Here is an 18,371-nt window from a genome sequence, read left to right on the forward strand (position 1 = left end):
CCCCATATCGCCTACCAACCGGTATGGGGCTCTCCCCTTCCTCTACGAAAGTTACTCAGTCCCCTATGTCTCAGGTACTTGTTTTGACGGCGGGCCACGCCTCTGACGGCCCCTACGGTGTAGATCTCTTATCTTCTTTTGGCCTGAAGATGATCGAGGTTCCTCCGGCAAAAACTCGCGCGCACGTTAAAGTGCGTGACGTTTTCGAACACCGGTTGGGTTACCCCGTCGATAAAGCTGTGCGTTCCTTGATCAAAGCGCAACGTTCAGACGTAGTCCTCGCATTTTTAGAACCCGAATCGATCTTTCCAGCAAAACTCAAGAGGTTGCCCTTCGGGTACGGCAAGAAGCCGCTGGCGACCATCGCGTGCTGGTTGACCGAAGAGCTCTCTCAACTTGAACCGCATCAACGTCAGGATGTTCTGAAACGTTTTGAGAACGTTGATCTCATCTTTGTCTTTAGCCAGAACCAAATACCCTTGTTGGTCGAATACGGTGTACCGCGCGATAAACTTTTTGCCATTCCTTTTGGGTTCGACCCATCTCAATATTCTTTTACGCCCCAGTCGGAAAAAGACATTCCCCTCTTGGCGGTTGGTTTCGATCGGGGTCGAGATTACCCCACGCTCATGGCTGCCATGCGCGGGGTTGACGAAGAGCTGTTGATCGCTTGCAAAGAGGGCAACTTGCAAGGCACCGAGGTCCCGGAAAATGTAAAGAAACTGGGCGTGGTGCCTTATGAGGAATACAAGGCGCTGATACACCGCGCACAGGTAGTGGTGGTTCCCAGCAAGGAGCTCGCCTACCCTACCGGCCAAACGGTGGCGTTGGAGGCGGCCGCAACGGGTGCCGCTGTGGTGGTAACGGGCACCGCCCCCATGCGCGAATATTTCGACGAGACGACGGCCCGCATGCCGGCACCAGGAGACGTCGATGGTTTGCGGAATGCGATCAATTCACTGCTGAACGACGAACAATTGCGGCAAGATTTAGGACGCCGAGTCTGCGACCACGTGCAGAGCCACTACCCTTACCGGCGAATGTGGTCTTTGATCACTGATGAGTTCGCCCGGCGCGGATGGCATAACTGATCTCTCTTTTACTCTGTGCATTTAACCAACAGCCATTGCACGGTTGCCTTTCAGTTGATGAGCCGCTTCAATGCCAGGGCCGGTTTCTCTACGAATCTCCACGAGAGGTAGGCCATTCCTAGAGAGAGTATGGTGGCGAGGAGGGTATTACCCATGATCCCTAACGGGGTAGCACCCATCATCACCAGAAGCTGTTGTAGCGGAAAAGCGTAAATATAAACTCCGTACGATAGATCGTTGTGGGAACCCCAGTAAATCTTTATCATGCACGCCAAACCGAGTATGGCATAAGCGAAGATGAGCTGAGTGAATTGGCGCAACGCCAGTGAATCGAAGCCAAAGTAAATTATTAGACTGAGTGCGAGACTGGCGATAACCCATAGGGGACGTACGGTAATCTTTTTTCCCCAGACGTAGAGCAGGCTCCCAGCGAGAAAACAGGGGAATAACCGTGCATATACGTAATAGCGATTCGTGGTGGCATCGGCCAATTCGAGCACGGGAAACATCATAAGACTGAACAGAAAAGCAACGGTAACAGCCGTTCGAGGGTAGCGCCGAACCGCAGGAAGGTATGCGATGGGTATCAAGAGCAGATAGGCGAGAAATTCATAACCTAAAGTCCAGATGGATTCGTTCCACGCGTCAGGATTAGGGACGTTGATCGGCCCCAATAGCTCGTATTGAATTCCCATGAGGTCGAAATTCCTAACCATAAATCCCAAAGCTTCTGAGAGAGTCCAAGGGTGGGTAGCATAACCGAGTAATGATCCCAGCGGGGCGCATACAAATGCCACAAACATCAGCGCAACCCAATAACCAGGAAAAATACGTAGTACTCGGCGCCAGAGATACCCCAGCGCACTGTTGCGTTGAGCAGATGCCAAAATCAAAAAACCGGAGATCATAAAGAACAGATCAACGGCCAGCCCAGCAAACCCTTCCCACCGTGAATGTCGAGCAACGACCACCTGAAAAGAATGCCCAAAAATAACCATGATCGCCAAACACAGGCGAATGAAATTTAAAGCATTTCGACGGTTTAGAATTCCGTCATAGAGGTTAATTGACATCAGCTGAGAAAGTAGTCGTACAGAACACTCGGCGGTGGCCGCCAGGGGCCTGAGCGAGGGACCGAGCGGTCTCGTCATTGGCGACCAGCCACGCCACCGTGGGACCTGAGCCCGAGACCAAGGCGGCGGCGACGTCCTCGGTGTCACCTGCGGCGAGGGTCTGCCGCAATTCGGGTGCCAGGGCCAGCGCCGGGGCCTGCAGATCGTTGCGCATCAGCTCGGCGATGCGTCGCACGTCGAGTTCACCGCCGCGTGTCAGCTCGTCGACCAACTCAGCAGGAACGGTCAGCTCCCCGCCGGCCGGCAGGTCACCCGCCGCGCGGGCACGATCCAGTTCGGTGAAAACCGATGGGGTCGAGAGCCCTCGGTCGTTGAGTACCATCACCAGCGGCAGCTGCCGCGTCCCCTCGGGCACTGTGATCGGGGTGAGTTCCTCCCCCACCCCATAACCAACGGCCAGGCCGCCGATCACGCAGAAGGGGACGTCTGCCCCCAGCCTGGTGCCGAGGGCCATCAGTTGCTCACGGGTCAGCTCGGTATCGGCCCAGCCGGCCTTAACTACAAACTCGTTGACGGCCTTCAGGGCGGCGGCTGCGTCTGCGGAACCACCGGCCATACCACCGGCCACGGGAACTTCCTTCTCGATGTGCAGGTGCAGGCCGGCGGCGGGCGACGATATGCCGTGAGCCTCAAGAACGGCCTCGGCGGCGCGATACGCCAGGTTTTTGTGGTTCAGCGGCACCGCGGCACGGTCGAACTCGCCGGTTTGCTCCATGGCAGCCAACGCAGAACCGGGCACGATCTCAAGGCTTAGCGAAATGCCGCTGGTCTCCGCCGCGGTCACGGTCACCCGCTCTTGCAATGACACAGCGCTATACAGGGAGGCCACCGGATGATAGCCATTAGCCTGCACATCACCGACGGCGAAGTAGAGATTGATCTTGCCCGGCGCGGTCGCCGCAACGCTCAGCTGTTGAAAATCGCTCACGGCTACTCGCCTCGCACGGCGTCGAACGGCTGCACCTCGCCAGAGTCGGGCTCGGCGAAATGGTCTCGATATGCCTCGGCAATTTTGACGAAGTCGTGAATATCGAGTTTCTCACCGCGCAGACTGGGGTCGATGCCGGCGGCCTCGAGGATTTTCCCGGCACGGGCGGTCGAACCGGTCCAGGGTCCCAGGGCGGCGCGGAGAGTCTTGCGGCGCTGCGCAAAGGCGGCGTCCACAATTTCGAAAACCAGCTGCCGCGGGACGTCCGAGAGCGGATCGGGGCGGCGGGTAAAGGCAACCAGGCCCGACTTGATCTTCGGGGCCGGCCAGAAAACGTTGGTGCCGATCACTCCGGCCTTCGATACCTCGCAGAACCAATTGGCCTTCACGGAGGGCACACCATAGATCTTGGAACCCGGCTTGGCGGCGAGCCGGTCGGCCACCTCGTCTTGCACCATCACCAAAGCGTGAGCGATGGAATCGAACTGGCTGAAGAGGTGGATGAGCACCGGCACCGCCACGTTATACGGCAGATTGGCCACCAGTGCGGTGGGGGTGACGGGCAACTCGGTGACCTGCATGGCGTCGTTGAGCACCACGTCGATGCGGTCTTCGGAACCCGGCCGGAACTTTGCCACCGTGTGCGGTAGCTGTTCGGCCAGTGGCGGGTCGATCTCGACGGCGACCATGCGCGCGGCGGCGTCCAAAATACCCAGGGTCAGCGATCCCAACCCGGGGCCGACTTCAAGGACGGTCTCGTTCGGATCGATGTTCGCGGCGGCGACGATGCGGCGGATCGTGTTCGGGTCGATCACGAAGTTCTGCCCCAGCGTTTTGGTGGGGCGAATGCCGAGGGTTGCCGCGAGTTCGCGGATTTCTTGGGGGCCGAGTAGCTGCTGTTCAGTCACGGGTCTAGTTTACTGGGTGCAACCCAGGGGCTGAGAACCGTGACCGAACAGCACGCCACACCGGCGGATCAGCACTACGGCTGGATGACGTTGGACGAGGTGTTCTTCGTCCAGGTCTTGTTGGCACCGGTGGCGTCGGTGTAGTTCATGGTCACCGCGGTGGACACGGTCACGGTGGAAGTACAGGTGCTGGCCACGCGGAAGTTGATGAAGTAACCGGTGGCGAAGCCCGAGCCGGCGACCGCGGTCGAGGCATCGATGACGCCGCTACCCGAGTAGGTCAGGGTGATGGAAGTCGAGCTCTTCGAGGTGATCGACCATCCCGACATCAGGATGTCGTTGCTGTTCCAGCGGGAGTTACCGGTGGAGTTAGCGTTACCGGTGGCGTAGGTGGTGCCGTCGAAGATGACAGCGGTGCTGAAGGTGTAGGTCACCGAGATAGAGTTGATGATCGCGGTACCTGCGGTCGTGGACTCCAGCCAGAAACCGTCCGAGGTGTTCGGATCCTGCTTACAGTCAGAATTCGAAGCACCCTTGATACCTGCAGTGTAGGTGTATGCCGGTGAGTTACAGGGCAGGGTGTCCAGGTAACCCTTGATCGGGTTGGTGGTGGGGTTACAAGAAGTGGGCAGGCGCGCGTAGCGGGTCTGCCACATCTGCGGGGTGACGGTGGCCGTCACGCGGGACGCCGCGTAGGCGGGAATCGCGGAGGTGGCGGCGATAACGGGTACGGCCCAGGCGGCGCCCTTGGCCAAGTTGCGACGTGAAATGTCGGTCATTTTCTATCTCCCTAAACATAGAAAATCATCGAGAGCGAGTGAAAGCCCCCGGAGTTGCGGTAATAGACCGATCGCACCATTCCCCAAAAGTAACCCGTGGATACGGGCCCTAACTTATTTAGTTAGGTGGCGCAATCAATGATCTAAAGCTACTCCGATGAAGTGTCGCGTATCGTCGCTCCACCCCGTTCCCCTAGTGCGCCGCGGGGAATATGTTTTGCCACCTGATGAAATGCCCCTTACTAATTTTTTGGGGGGCAAGCGTGTCGCGGCGTGTTACGAGATGTTACGCGATTACCCGCTAGTTAGCCGACAGGTGTTTAGTAAATAACCGGCCCTTGAAAGTACACCCACGTCAGAATATGAAATGGCCGCAACCTCTGTGAGGTTGCGGCCACCACGGCGTGAGATCAGAGCGATGAGAAAGTCATCAGCTCTCCCACGAGCCGTAGACCTCTCGGGAATTTGCGGCAATCTGTCGGCACAGCTGCTCGAGGTCGGTCCCGAGATGCTCGGCCATGAATCGCACGGTGTAATTGGTCATGTACGAGGCGTTAGGACGCCCGCGGAAGGGATGCGGCGTCAAAAACGGCGCGTCGGTCTCGGCGAGGATCAGTTCCGGACGGGCCAGGCACAACGACTCTTGGATTCCCCGGGAATTCTTGAAGGTGACCGTGCCCGAGAAGCTCATATACCACCCGTGCTCGTTGCAGACGCGAGCCAGGTCAGCATCCCCCGAATAGCAATGGAAGACGGTGCGCTCCGGGGCGCCCTCTTCAAGTAGGATGTCCACCACATCGTCGTGGGCGTCTCGGTCGTGGATCTGTAGTGCCAGGCCGTGCTCTGTGGCGATGCGGATGTGCTCGCGGAAGCTCTGCTTCTGCGCCGCGACGCCCTCGGTCCCGGTGCGGAAATAGTCCAGGCCGGTCTCCCCCACCGCCCGCACGCGCGGCTCGGCCGCCAACGTCTCAATCACCTTGAGAGCGGCGTCCAACTCCCCGGCCTCGGCCAGCTTCGGTGCCTCGTTCGGGTGCAACGCCACCGCCGCGAGCACACGCGCATCGGCTGCGGCCGCGGCCACCGCAAAGAGCGAACTGGGCACGTCGCACCCGACCTGAACGATCGAACCGATGCCCAGCGCCTCGCCGGTGTCGAGGGCATCGCGGGCGGAAATAGCCACCTCGCCGTCGAGCAGATCCATATGGGTGTGATTGTCGACGATCGGATACGGCAACGGCTCAGGGGCGGGCGGAAAGACCAGGTTACGACGACGGCCACCGTCGCCCTCGGTCGAGCGGCGCCGCGTGCCCTCCCCCGATTCTTCATCGGCCACGCTGTATCGTTGCGCTTCATACGCCGGCGGCACCTCACCGGCGCGCACGGAGTCCCGGTCGTCGCCTGTGGCCCGCTGTTCGAAAATTGTGGACTGCAACTCGTCACGGCTGGGCACGCTCGCGCCCACGGTTCGTGCGAATTCCGCCAGTTCGGCCTCAGTCATGCCGCAGTGTCCCTGACACATCGTTACTCCTCCTCGTCGGATCGAGCGGCCAATACCGCCTGGTACAGATCCCGCTTTGACACTCCGTGTGCCTCGGCGACCTGCCCCGCTGCGGCCTTCAACCGTACACCTTTGGCCACCAACTCCTCGACCGCCTCGGTCAGATTCTCGACGGCCTCGGGGGTGGGCTCTTTGGCGCCAGCCACCACGATCGCGATCTCACCGCGTACCTCGTGCTCCTCAGCCCATCGCTGCAACTCGGCGAGCGTGCCGCGCAACACTTCTTCGTGTAGCTTCGTCAGCTCGCGGCACACCACCGCGCGGCGCTCGGGGCCGAAGTATTCGACGAAATCGGCCAGGGTGGCGGCGGTGCGATGCGGGGATTCAAAGAAGACCATCGTGCGTTGTTCGTCTTGCAACGACTTCAACCGCTGCGTGCGGTCCGACCCCTTACGGGCCAGGAATCCCTCGAAAGTAAAGCGGCCGGTGGGCAAACCCGAGACGGCCAGCGCCGAGAGCACTGCCGAGGGCCCCGGGGCGACCGTGACCGGGAGGTCGGCGTCGGCGACCGCCGCGGCGGCGGCAAAGCCGGGGTCCGAGACCGTCGGCATGCCGGCGTCCGACAGAAGTAGCACCACCTGACCGGCCTCCACTGCCTCGACGATCTGCGCCGACCGCGCGGCCTCGTTGTGATCGTGGTTCGTCACCACCCGTCCGCGGGTCTGCACGTCCAGCCCCGAGGCCAGCCGCCGTAGCGTGCGGGTGTCTTCCACCGCGATGACGTCTGCGGTGGCAAGGTAATGCTTGAGCCGGTCGGTGGCGTCGGCCAGGTTACCGATCGGGGTGCCGCCCAGCACTAACACACCGGCATCGTGGGACGCCGCACCCCCGCTCGGTGCGGGATTTGAGAGATCTGCGCTCATTGAAAGCTCCTTAAATCCAGGCGTCGAACCACATGCGCCAACGCCAATGCTCGTAGGGGATCGTCTGCGCCGTCCAGAGCGGAAGGAAGAAGATCGAGATCAGCAGCAGTCCAATCACAAAAACGCCCGCCACGATCAGGCCCCACTTCTTGCGGGCCGGTGAATCGCCGGGCCGGCCCAACGCCAGGCCGAAGAGACCCGCCAGCATCAACACCAGGTAGGGCATGAAAGACAGCGCGTAGAAGAAAAACATGGTGCGGTGTGGGTACGCGAACCAGGGCAGGTAACCCACCGCGAAGACCCCCAACAGAGCCCCGAAACGCCAGTCGCTACGCACGATGAGCACCACCAGCGCGAAAATGATCGCGATGATAAATGCCCACCACAGCAGCGGATTGCCGATGTTCAAGACCGCCTCGGAGCACTTGCTCACGCGGCAGCCGGCCTCGCCCTGTTGCGGTGACTCGTAGAAGTATGAGGTGGGTCGGCCCAGGATCAGCCACTGCCAGGCAGCGGCCTGGTAGGTGTGCGGGCTATCGAGACCGGAGTGGAACGCGTAGGCGGAGCTGTGGTATTCCCACAGCGAGCGCAACGCCGGCGGCAACCACTGCACCCCTTCGGAGGGGTGGTTGGCCGCCCACTGCCGGTCGTAGGCGTGTTCGGAGAGGAACCAGCCCGTCCAGGTCAGCAGGTAGGTGCCCAAGCCCACCACGATTAGGGAGAAGAAGGCGGGGACACCGTCGCGCACCGTCGCGGCAAGCCACCACTTCCGCACTCCGACGCTACGGCGGGCGGTAGCGTCCCAGAAGACGGTGAGCAGGCCGAAGGCGACGATGAAGAACAACCCGTTCCACTTCACGCCCACGGCCAGACCCGCGCAGATACCGGCGGCGAGTCGCCACCAGCGCAACCCCAACATCGGGCCATAGTTCATGAATTCCGGTGTGGGATGTCCACTATGGACGGCGGCGTTGTCTGCTATCTTGCGGGCGAGCCGTTCTCGGGCGCTGCGCCGATCTAAGAGCAGACAGACGAAGGTGGCCAAGAGCCAAAACATGAGGAAGATGTCCAACAGCGCCAACCGTGATTGCACCAGATGCAGGCCATCTACGGCGGTGAACAGGGCGGCCAGCGTTGCCACGGCGGCAGAGCGGAAGAGCAACCAGGCGGCGTAGGCAATGAGCGCGATGGACAACGTGCCAATCAGCGCGGCGGCGAAACGCCATCCGAAGGGGTTGTTGTCGCCGAAGACCGCCATCCCGGCGGCGATCATCCACTTGCCAACCGGCGGGTGCACCACGTATTCCGCCGTGTCTTTCAGCCCGGCGGGGGCGCCAGCCACGAAGGACTCGTCGGCGTTTTCAACCCAGTTGCGCTCGTACCCGAAGTGTAGCATCGAGTAGGCGTCTTTGGCGTAGTAGGTCTCGTCGAAGACGATCGCGTTGGGGTGCCCGAGGTTCCAGAAGCGCAGTACTCCCCCGAGCACGGTGATGATCAGTGGGAGCACCCAGGCATAGCGTGGGGCCGCGAAGGCGGAGACGGCCAGGCGGTCGCGCAACGCGTCGAGGCTGTAAGGGGCTGGTGCGGGGCGGTGGCGCCCGGAATTCCTGCTCGCAACTGATGTATTCACGCTAGTCATGGTAGCCGAAACGCCCCTTACTGCCGCCATCGGTGTTTAGCTCGAGAGCATGCGACGCATCTCGCGCAGTTGCTCAACGCGTTTGGATTCGCACATCCGCCGGTGAGCGGTGGGCCAGGTCAGAGCCAACAGGATCCCCAGCGTCAGCAGGGTCACCGCGGCCGCGGTGAGGGCGGCGTCCACCCAGAACTGCGGCGGGTAGAGCCGTATCAGGGTGTCGGAGGCGCGGAACATCCAGTTGCCCTGCGGGAAGAAGATCTCGTGGACCGTGGTGAAGAAGCTCTCCCATCCCAGCGCGCCGAGCACCCCGAGAACCACCATCAGCACCAGCGTGCCCAGCGCCCCGATGAAGAGGGCTCGGCGGATGGCACCGGGAGCGCGGTTGCTGAGGGTGCGGCCGGCCAGCAACGCTACGATCACCGCGATCACGGCAGCCAGGGTGGCATAGGTCAGAACATGTTTGACGTCGGTCATATGCCCCACCTCGCTGGGCCGGAATAGCGCGGTGCCGCTCTGTGTGGTCAGCGAGGAAAGATACGTTTCGGGGGCGAGGTTGGTCACGTAGTTCAGGCCGTAGGACCCGTAGGTCATGCGGTCCTCGGCGCTAAATCCATAGTTATCGGCGGGGAACCCGGGGCGATGGTACTCCAGCGCGAGGAACGAGGTGGTAGCGACCGCTCGGATGCCCAACACCAGGCTGACCAACGGCACTGCCAACCCGATGATGAGCTGACGCAGACGCAAAACCCGAGGGCGGTCGTTCACGGCCGCCGCCCGCGCGCTGGCCCGGGTGCGCGCGCTAGAGCGAGTCTGTATTTCGGTGGTCTCGTAGTCGGGTCGATTCACCGTTTCGGCGGCCATGTCCTCCTTGAGAGGACGCAGCCCCGCACCTTCCCAGGGCAGGTCGGCGGCTGCCTGGGCGGGTGAGTCGGGGTCCATGGTGACCGGTTGATCTTCGCTAATTAGCTGGCTACGCCACCCGGGAACCTCGTAGTTGCCCTCGTGCTCCGGTTCCTCGAAGCGGGTGTCTTCACTGTCGTGCGGAGCCTGCCGTGGACGGCGCGCCCCGGCGAAGTGGTCAGCAGAAACCGACCCCTGGGCGCCACCGGGGGCGGGGTTCACCGGCGAGGCAGGCCGCTGACGCGGGCCTGCCGTGGGAGCGGCCGGTTGGTCCTTGGGAACCGCTATGGCAGGAGAAAGCTTCTCCCATTCCCTGCCCCGGTCCTTGTGCTGTGGTGCCACCGAGGGTTACTCCTCTGCTCGTAGCCGTCTGGTCCCCAAGCGGTCACCCCGCTTCGGACGCACGCCTGTCTTACCAGTTGCCCTTCCACTTCTCGTTGGCATAGTGCGAGAAGGGGATATTCCAGTCTCCCAGACCGTCATCGGGATCGGCCTGAGGGTAGCCGGTGTTGATCGTCTCGACCACGTCGCCAACGTCGAAGAGGTCGAAGAAGTACTTGGCGTCGTCGGGAAGCATGCCGATGCAGCCGTGGGATACGTTGGCCACGCCAACCGAGCTGTAGGCGGTGGGTAGCGCCTGGTGAACGAACACACCGGAACCGGTCAGACGAGAGACGTTGGTGGCGTAGAAGGGTTCGTACCAGTGCGAGTCGCCGGGCTCCAATTTCAACGACGTGGGGTCGAACTTGTACTTCTCAGACTGTTCGAGAACCACCAGTTTGCCGACGACCGAGGGCCAGTCGGGGTTACCCAGGGTCACTGGGTTCTCGTGGACGAGTTTGTCATTGACGAAGAGCTTGATGGTCTTGGTCTTGTCGTCGGCCAAGGCGGTGTGCTTGTCACCGGTGGTAAAGGTGCGGGTGAGATCCGAATTGCAGATCATGCCGCCGCCGAAATCCACGCCGCGGGTCTTCCCGGTGATCACGATGGTGGAATTGGCCGGCCAGTACTCGGCCGGGCGCAGACGCATCTTGCGGTCGGAGTACCAGCGGCAGGCCACCTTGACGGGTTTCCCGCCGGCGGTCACGCTGAGAGCCTTCTCGACGGCGTCCTTGTTCTTGACCGGCTCGGAGAAAATGAATTCGGGGATCATGCCCACGCCGTACTGCTTGCCCTCGGTGATGTTCACACCGTAATCGGCCTGGTTCGCGGGGGTGACTGTCGAGAAGGTGAAGTCACCGGATTCTTTCACGCCGGTGTCATCGGTGGCTTCCCAGTGCACGTCGTAGGCGGTGTTGAACTCCAGCGGATCGGTGTTGGTCCAGCTGGTGCCGTCTGCCGAGAGCTTGCCCGCGGTGGGGATGGGCGAGCCGTCTTCGCCCGCGGTGGAGAGCTGCACCTGGGTGAGCTTGGCATTCTTGGCGGTCACGGTAGCGTTCTTCACCGGGTTGATCTCGGTGGCACCGTCTTGGGGATCCATGGTGATGGATCCTGAGAACTTCTTCTCGGTGGGGGTGGCGCTGGCGGAGGCCTCCGGAGTGTTCGTGGGGCTGGCGCTCGTGCTCGAGCCGCCGCCGGAGCTGTTGTTCGACGACGAGCACGCCGAGAGCACGGCCAGACTCACGGTGGAGAAGGACGCCGCCAACAAGGGGCGACGGGAGATCACCCGGCGTTGTAAGCGGCCGGGTTCGTTCTCTGTTGAATCATTCGGGCGCACGGAAAGAGGCCTCTCTAGTAGGTGGTGATTGACAAGGGTGGGGGTGCCCTCGAAAACGGGCGGCTCTCGGGTGCCCACGGGCTCCTGCGCCGGCCACGCCGCGAACAAGAGATACCTGGTACGGCGCACCAACCCGGGTGCGGTTAGTCGACGCTGCGCAGCGGAGGGTATGCAGCCCCCTGGCGATCGGTGGCATCCTTGCCCCGATCGGAAGTGCCAAATTCAGGCACGGTATCGACGCGCTTGACCGTCCACCCCTGGGGCGCGGTCAAGCGGTCGGCGTGGAACTCACACAGATCATAGGCGTGGGGTTCGCGATGCTCGGAGAGTGCGCCGATGACCGCCGCAGACTCACTGTAGGCGTAGGTCAGCGTATAGATAGCTTCACGGGTGCACGTCTGACGCGAGCACAAACGAGCTTTGCTCATGATGTGTGGAGTCCTTTATCTCTAAACGGCCTGCTTGCGTAACCGGCGGCGTTCGCGTTCGGAGAGTCCACCCCAGATGCCGAAACGCTCGTCGTTATCCATAGCGTACTCGAGGCAAGCCTCACGGACTGGGCATTCGTTGCAGACCCGCTTAGCATCGCGCGTAGAACCGCCCTTTTCGGGGAAGAACGCTTCGGGGTCTGTCTGCGCGCAGAGCGCGTCTGCCTGCCAGGAAAGTTCACCGTCATCGCCGTCGGTGCTGTAGAGGCCGGCGGCCGCTTCCCAGAGCGAAAGCGCCTCAGGTTCGGAAGAATAAATATCTACCTGCTGGCGCTGCGTAGCCGGTTTTTTGGCTTTTTCGCGGGCTTCAGCCGCAGCCAAGAACGCATCGGCTTGGTCTGTTAGGTATTGAGCAGAATGCATAGCGTAGCGTAGAGCCTTTTTCACGAGGTGCGACGCGATGCTCGGACCACCCTGGGGTGGCGCAAGCACAGGCTCACTGTTGTCCCTTCTATATCCCTGATTTTTGAGAAGTTACCTTTGGGGCTACCCCCCACGTCAGCTGGGGGCACATTCTCTTATCACTTCTCTGGATTGCGCTAACTGATCTTTGCGAACTTGGGGGCAGTGAGCGACACACCAAAGAGTAAAAATTGAAAACCCTGACCTTTATTACACGCGTCTCAGGCCCCGAGAGTCAAGCTGAGGGCTGAATCTCTACCGGATGACACTGTATTTCTGCCGAGATTTCGTCATATTTTGTGGTATTGCCCTAAAAAGGTTGATTATTTTTACTAAACCATATAAGCAACACAGGGGACAAATCTGTCTATTTTCCAACAACCCCCTGTCAGGTGGCCTCAGTCGTGTAGGCCAAAGAGGGTCGTTTAGTTCAAGCCAACGTGAGCCTGTTCGTCTTCTACTACGCGGGAACGACGATCGTCTGCCCACTCGATGCTGGGATCCAGCATCACCACACCCGCCCCTGCGGCCAGCACCGTGAGCACCTCAAGCACAAAATTTTCGGTGAGCTGGTGGGGAATCTCGAGGGCATAGGCGGCCGCGGCGTCATCATTGCGTAACAAATCACCGTTGCGGGTCACCGCGGCGAGCACGTCACCGCTCGTCAACCCCGCCTCGGTCAACGCCACCGACGAGGCATCGGGCAACTCCAGGCCGGAATAGACGTCACCGAAAGACCGCACCTGGCCGGCATAGTCGAGCACCTCGGCATCCCCGATTTGCTCGGGCAACTGTCCCATGAACCGCGGCGCGAGCGGGGCGCGCTCTACGGCCACCACATATTCCCAGTCCCCCGCAGCGTCCTCAGCAAGGTCGGATGGATCAAAAGTGAAGCCGAGGTGGGAGTCTGCACCGGGTTGTTGCCCCAGGTTCAACCGGGCCCCGACCCGCAGTGCCGCCAGCGCCAGAATCACCGAGCGCCAATGGGTGGGTACCGCCATGTCGACGCTCTGCCCCGAGGCCAACTCACACTCGTCCACCAGAAAGTTTGCCGTCTTGGCTACCCAGTTTTCCAGCACCCGCCCCGACAGCTCGATCCGCTCCCCCGGCACCGAATACCACACCAGTGCCGGACGCTGGCTAGTGGCCAAGGTCTTGAAGAAGTTTTCGAAGGTTGCGGTTGCCATGGTAGTCATCTCGTTCTTCTAGATTGCAGGTGGTGCGGTGGGCAGGGTCGGTCGCCGGATCCGGTTCTCGAGCCAACCATACCAACTGGACTTTCCCCCTCCCCGCGGCGGGCGGTAGCCTAGAGAGGTGACTTACCCAATAACTGGACCTGTAATCGGCGTTGTCGGAGGCGGCCAGCTGGCCCGCATGATGGCCCCGGCCGCCCACGAACTCGGAATCAACCTGCAGATTCTCGCGGAATCCCCCGAGGTATGCGCGGTGCAGGTGGTGCCCCACGCACCGGTCGGCGACTATACCGACCTCGATCAGCTCCGCGCCTTTGCGGCCGGCGTTGACGTGCTGACCTTCGACCACGAGCATGTTCCCACCCAGTTCCTCGAAACCCTCATCGACGAGGGTGTTAACGTGCAACCGCGCCCTGCGGCCCTGGTGCACGCGCAAGAAAAACTCGAGATGCGCAAGGCCGTAGAGCGCCTGGGCCTGCCGAACCCGCGCTGGGCGGAGGTCGCCTCGGTCGACGATCTGGTGAGCTTCGGCGACGAGATCGGCTGGCCCGTGGTCCTCAAGACTCCCCGCGGCGGTTACGACGGCAAGGGAGTGCTGATCGTCAAGACCGCCGAGGACGCCCGCGGCGGCGAGGCCAGCACCTGGTTCGACCAGCTCGGCCAACGAGAAGATTTCTCTACCCTGCTCGCCGAGCAGAAGGTACCTTTCACCCGCGAACTCTCGGCCCTGGTGGCTCGACGCGACTCCGGTGAGGTGCGCCCCTGGCCCGTGGCCGAGTCTATTCAGGTCAACTCGGTCTGCGATGAAGTGATCGCGCCGGCGCCGGGTCTGGACCCCGCGGTGGCACAAGCCGCGGCCGACGCCGCCGTCCGCCTTGCCACCGAACTGGGCGTCACCGGCGTGATGGCCGCCGAGCTCTTCGAGGTGCCCGGGACCGAACACGGTTTCTTGATCAATGAGCTGGCCATGCGACCGCATAACTCTGGCCACTGGACCCAGGACGGCTCGCACACCAGCCAATTCGAACAGCACCTGCGCGCGGTGTTGAACTGGCCGCTGGGCGAGACCGCCGTTAAAGACGAGGTCGCCATTATGAAGAACTTCTTGGGCGGCGCCAACGAAGACATCTTTGGGAAGATCCCCGAGGCCGTGGAAGCCGAACCGGCAGCTAAGGTTCACTTCTACGGCAAGGGCGTGAAGCCCGGACGCAAGATCGGACACGTGAACATCGGCGGTTCCGCTGCCGAGACGGAGTCCCTGCGCGCAGCGGTCACCCGCGCGGCCAGGATCATCTCCGACGGCCACGCCTAATATTTCATCCACTACCACCTAACCTCAGGAGGCCAGCATGAGCTCCCCCTACGATTCCAACTCACCCATCGTCGCCATCGTCATGGGTTCCGACTCTGACTGGCCCACCATGGAGGCCGCCGCGGCCGTGCTCGAAGAATTCGGCGTGCCCTATGAGGCCGATGTGGTTTCGGCGCACCGCATGCCCGAAGACATGATCGAATTCGGCAAGAAGGCGCACGAACGCGGCATCCGTGTGATCATCGCGGGTGCAGGCGGCGCAGCCCACCTGCCCGGCATGCTCGCTTCGGTCACCCCGTTGCCCGTGATCGGCGTCCCGGTACAGCTGAAGACTCTCGACGGCATGGACTCGCTCCTGTCGATCGTGCAGATGCCCGCCGGCGTGCCGGTGGCCACCGTTTCGATTAACGGCGCCCGCAACGCAGGCCTGCTGGCTCTGCGCATGCTCGGCACCGGCAGCGACGGCTTCGCCCAGCAGGTACGCGACGATCTCATCTCCTTCGCCTCTGACCTGCGGCAGACCGCCATGGATAAGGGCTCGCAACTGCGTTCTAAGGTGGCCACCCGCGCCGCCGAAAACGAGGAGCCGGAGCAGTCTTCCTCCCGCACCGGGGCACGTGAGACCGGTGCCGAGTCGGAAAAAGACCTCATCGGCGGTGCCGACGAAGTTCAGGCATACACCCCGTAACAAACCCCGCGTGAGGGAGACTTTGCGTGGTCTCTCAGTTTCGCGCTATACAGTATCCCTATGCCATCACCGTCCAACGACATCAGTGCCACCCGTGTGAAGGGCGAGCGTCTCGGCGCTACCCGATTCACCGATCCGATCAACCACCCCGAGTATGTGACCGATACAGACAAGGTCAAGCGGGGTTGGTTGTTCGTGGTGATGACCCTGTTGGTACCCGGCTCGGTGCAGCTCATCGCCGACCGCAAGACGCTGGGCCGGCGAGCGCTGACCGTGACCTTCACGGTGTGGGCGCTGGCGCTCCTGTTTATCTCGCTTTGGTTCATTAAGCGTTCGATCGTTCTGGCGATCTTCACCTCGAATGTCGTACTGATCGCCGTGGTGATTGCGCTCCTCGGGTTGGCGGTCGGATGGCTGTATCTCTTTCTCGATACCCTGCGCGTGATCAAGTTGAAGCTCCTGCCGCAGCGCGCCCGTAAGCCGCTGATCTTCGGCATGGTGGCGCTGATGTTGCTGACCGGCGGCGGTCTGGGTTACACCGCCTACATCGCCAATACCGGGCGCGGGGCGTTGGGCAAGATCTTCCACGGCGGCACCCAGTTGCAGGCCGAGGACGGTCGCTACAACATTCTGCTCATGGGTGGCGACGCCGGCGCCGACCGCGTAGGACGCCGCCCCGACTCGATGACGGTGGTCTCCATCGACGCGGACACAGGTCAGGCCGTGACGATCTCGATTCCGCGTAATACGCAGAACGCGATTTTCTCGGAGGGTTCACCGCTATGGAAGGTGTACCCCAACGGGTTCAACTGCGGTGACGAGTGCATCATCAACGCGCTCTACACCGACGTGACGCAGAATCATCAGGATCTCTATCCCGGTGTGGAGGATCCCGGTGCGCAGGCCACCATGGAGGCCGTCTCTGGCGTGGTGGGTCTGAAGATCAACAACTACGTGCTGGTCGATATGAGCGGCTTCCAGCAGCTCATCGACGCCATGGGCGGGTTGACAATTAATGTCGGCGACCGCATCCCCATCGGTGGCGGAACCAATCTAGAGACCGGTGAGAAGAACCCCATCGACGGTTACATCGAACCCGGCACCCAGAAGCTCGACGGTTACCATGCTCTCTGGTTCGCCCGCTCCCGCGAGGGTGCCTCCGACTACGATCGTGAGGCCCGTCAGCGGTGCGTGCAGCAGGCGATGCTCAAACAGCTCGACCCCTACAACGTGCTGACCAAGTTCGGCGATATCACCGCAGCCGGTGAGCAGATCGTGGAGACCAACATTCCCCAGGATTCGCTGAGCTCGTTGGCGGATACTGCGCTGAAGTCTAAGAATTTCGAGCTGATCCAGTACGCGGCCGGCCCGCCCTACTACGACCACATGTTCCCGACCTACCCGGATTTCGATAAGTTCCATTCCGACGTGCAGAAGGTCATCGAGGATTCGAAGTCGGGCGTGGCCCCCTCCCCTGCGGCGGAAGCGGCCGGTTTCTTCGGCGGTTCGACCCAGGCTCAGGGGCAGCCCCTGCAGTCCACCGTGCAGATTCAGACCGTCGCCCAGCTCTCCCCGAATGGAACCTGCTCGGTTCCCTAAAAGTCGACCGGGTGCGTCCTTCAGTATTGAGCGGGGGTGAGACGAGTTTCGGTAAGCTGGGAGGCATGAGTAATATACTGCAATCCGACATCTGGGCGACGTTTCAAGAATCCAATGGCCACCGCGTCTTCCGCGGCGAGGGCCAGGGGTGGAGTTATCTAGCCACGCTGGAGGGCGGCTCCACGGGCCGCTACCTGTACGCGCCCTACGGCCCCGTGGCCGATTCGGCGGCAGCTTTCGAGGCGGCCATCGCAGATATGAAGCGCGTCGCGGCTGAGAACAAGTACTGGTTCATCCGCGTGGAACCCACCGACGAGCGCATCTGGGGGCAGCAGGGCGGCGAGGCCTTCCTCAAGGCGCGCGGTTTCAAGCTCTCCCCGCGCCAGATTCAGCCGGCCCACACGCAGATCATCGACCTCGACCGGAGCGAAGACGAGATCTTCAAGGACATGAAGTCCACCAACCGCAACCTGCACCGCAACATCCACAAGAAGGGTGTGACCTTCGAGGCCTCGCAGGATCCGGCGGATATGGCAATCCTCTTCCGGTTCTTGGACGAAACCGCCACCCGCACCGGTTTCAACCGCCAGCGCGACGAGTACCTGATGCAGGTCGCCAAGGTGCTCATGCCCGCCGACGCCGCCAGCCTGTATATCGCCCGCGTCGAGGATGAACCGATCGCGGCGGCCTTCGTCTACGACTCGGACGACACCCGCACCTACGCGCACGCGGCGGCCTCTTTCGCGCACCGCAAGCTCTCGGCGGGTATCCCGCTGGTCACCAACTTCATCGTGGACGCCAAGGCCAAGGGTTTGAAGTATGTAGACCTGTTCGGCATCGCCCCGGAGAACGAACCCGACCACGAGTGGGCCGGCTTCACCAAGTTCAAGAAGTCCTTCGGCGGCCGATCGGTCGCCTACCCCGGCACCTGGGATCTGCCCGTCAACGCACTGCAGTACAAGGCCTACACCGGCCTCTACGCGGCCAAAGCCAAGGCACCCGCACTCAAGGCGAAGTTGTCCGAGGCCAAGACCAAGGCCGCGCCGGCTCTGCAGGCTACCGTGCCCGCGGCCAAGCGCGCCGTTGCCTCGGTGCGTTCCAAGCTCGGCAAGTAGTTCCGAATACAGACAGGACGGCCGCCGTTTCGTTAAGTACGAAACGGCGGCCGTCCTG

General features: G+C 61.8%; 17 protein-coding genes. 5 read left to right on the plus strand and 12 right to left on the minus strand.

Translation table 11 applies throughout. From position 1 onward, the window contains the following. Nucleotides 1–65 precede the first annotated feature (65 nt). The gene (locus tag VVR12_RS09635; RefSeq protein ID WP_368551025.1) at nt 66–1,091 is read left to right on the plus strand and encodes a glycosyltransferase; all 1,026 of its coding nucleotides are present in this window, start codon (nt 66–68) and stop codon (nt 1,089–1,091) included. Nucleotides 1,092–1,141: 50 nt separating this feature from the next. On the opposite strand, the gene VVR12_RS09640 is transcribed toward VVR12_RS09635, so the two are convergent. The 12 genes from VVR12_RS09640 to VVR12_RS09695 form a co-directional block, all read right to left on the minus strand. After that, nucleotides 1,142–2,164 (minus strand): acyltransferase family protein, encoded by a 1,023-nt coding sequence (locus VVR12_RS09640; RefSeq protein ID WP_368551026.1) that lies wholly within the window; start codon nt 2,162–2,164, stop codon nt 1,142–1,144. Continuing rightward, the gene (locus VVR12_RS09645) at nt 2,154–3,152 is read right to left on the minus strand and encodes a 4-diphosphocytidyl-2C-methyl-D-erythritol kinase (protein ID WP_368551027.1); all 999 of its coding nucleotides are present in this window, start codon (nt 3,150–3,152) and stop codon (nt 2,154–2,156) included. The genes VVR12_RS09640 and VVR12_RS09645 overlap by 11 nt, the downstream gene beginning before the upstream one ends. Nucleotides 3,153–3,154: 2 nt before the next feature. Next, a complete protein-coding gene (rsmA, locus tag VVR12_RS09650) occupies nt 3,155–4,060 on the minus strand; it encodes a 16S rRNA (adenine(1518)-N(6)/adenine(1519)-N(6))-dimethyltransferase RsmA (RefSeq protein WP_368551028.1) in 906 nt (301 codons plus the stop codon). A gap of 74 nt (nt 4,061–4,134) precedes the next feature. Further along, complete coding sequence (locus tag VVR12_RS09655) at nt 4,135–4,839, minus strand: hypothetical protein (protein ID WP_368551029.1); 705 nt, start codon at nt 4,837–4,839, stop codon at nt 4,135–4,137. A 430-nt stretch (nt 4,840–5,269) separates the two neighbouring features. Beyond that, nucleotides 5,270–6,358 carry a TatD family hydrolase gene (locus tag VVR12_RS09660; protein WP_368551030.1) on the minus strand — a complete coding sequence of 363 codons (1,089 nt, stop codon included), beginning with the start codon at nt 6,356–6,358 and terminating at the stop codon, nt 5,270–5,272. A gap of 2 nt (nt 6,359–6,360) precedes the next feature. Next, a complete protein-coding gene (gene rsmI / locus VVR12_RS09665) occupies nt 6,361–7,260 on the minus strand; it encodes a 16S rRNA (cytidine(1402)-2'-O)-methyltransferase (RefSeq protein ID WP_368551031.1) in 900 nt (299 codons plus the stop codon). A gap of 10 nt (nt 7,261–7,270) precedes the next feature. Continuing rightward, nucleotides 7,271–8,899 (minus strand): dolichyl-phosphate-mannose--protein mannosyltransferase, encoded by a 1,629-nt coding sequence (locus tag VVR12_RS09670; protein ID WP_409349901.1) that lies wholly within the window; start codon nt 8,897–8,899, stop codon nt 7,271–7,273. 36 nt (nt 8,900–8,935) lie between these two features. Then, on the minus strand, nt 8,936–10,141 hold the full coding sequence (locus tag VVR12_RS09675; RefSeq protein WP_368551033.1) for a TIGR01906 family membrane protein: 1,206 nt from the start codon (nt 10,139–10,141) through the stop codon (nt 8,936–8,938). A 70-nt stretch (nt 10,142–10,211) separates the two neighbouring features. Next, nucleotides 10,212–11,516, minus strand: coding sequence for an Ig-like domain-containing protein (locus tag VVR12_RS09680; protein WP_368551034.1), 1,305 nt, complete (start codon nt 11,514–11,516; stop codon nt 10,212–10,214). Between the two features lie 143 nt (nt 11,517–11,659). Further along, a complete protein-coding gene (locus VVR12_RS09685; protein ID WP_368551035.1) occupies nt 11,660–11,944 on the minus strand; it encodes a DUF3499 family protein in 285 nt (94 codons plus the stop codon). 21 nt (nt 11,945–11,965) lie between these two features. Beyond that, on the minus strand, nt 11,966–12,367 hold the full coding sequence (locus tag VVR12_RS09690) for a WhiB family transcriptional regulator (protein ID WP_368551036.1): 402 nt from the start codon (nt 12,365–12,367) through the stop codon (nt 11,966–11,968). Nucleotides 12,368–12,831: 464 nt separating this feature from the next. Further along, on the minus strand, nt 12,832–13,602 hold the full coding sequence (locus VVR12_RS09695; RefSeq protein WP_368551037.1) for a TIGR03089 family protein: 771 nt from the start codon (nt 13,600–13,602) through the stop codon (nt 12,832–12,834). Nucleotides 13,603–13,780: 178 nt separating this feature from the next. Here VVR12_RS09695 and VVR12_RS09700 point away from each other — a divergent pair, with 178 nt between their 5' ends. From VVR12_RS09700 to VVR12_RS09715, 4 genes are all read left to right on the plus strand, one after another. Next, complete coding sequence (locus VVR12_RS09700; protein WP_368551157.1) at nt 13,781–14,911, plus strand: 5-(carboxyamino)imidazole ribonucleotide synthase; 1,131 nt, start codon at nt 13,781–13,783, stop codon at nt 14,909–14,911. A 37-nt stretch (nt 14,912–14,948) separates the two neighbouring features. After that, nucleotides 14,949–15,599: a 5-(carboxyamino)imidazole ribonucleotide mutase gene (gene purE, locus VVR12_RS09705; RefSeq protein WP_368551038.1), complete on the plus strand. Its 651-nt coding sequence runs from the start codon at nt 14,949–14,951 to the stop codon at nt 15,597–15,599. Nucleotides 15,600–15,659: 60 nt separating this feature from the next. Next, a complete protein-coding gene (locus VVR12_RS09710; RefSeq protein ID WP_368551039.1) occupies nt 15,660–17,198 on the plus strand; it encodes an LCP family protein in 1,539 nt (512 codons plus the stop codon). A 65-nt stretch (nt 17,199–17,263) separates the two neighbouring features. Further along, nucleotides 17,264–18,313, plus strand: a complete 1,050-nt coding sequence (locus tag VVR12_RS09715) for a lipid II:glycine glycyltransferase FemX (RefSeq protein ID WP_368551040.1) — start codon at nt 17,264–17,266, stop codon at nt 18,311–18,313. Nucleotides 18,314–18,371: the final 58 nt, after the last annotated feature.

The organism is Rothia sp. LK2588 (assembly GCF_040946465.1).
Classification (GTDB): domain Bacteria; phylum Actinomycetota; class Actinomycetes; order Actinomycetales; family Micrococcaceae; genus Rothia.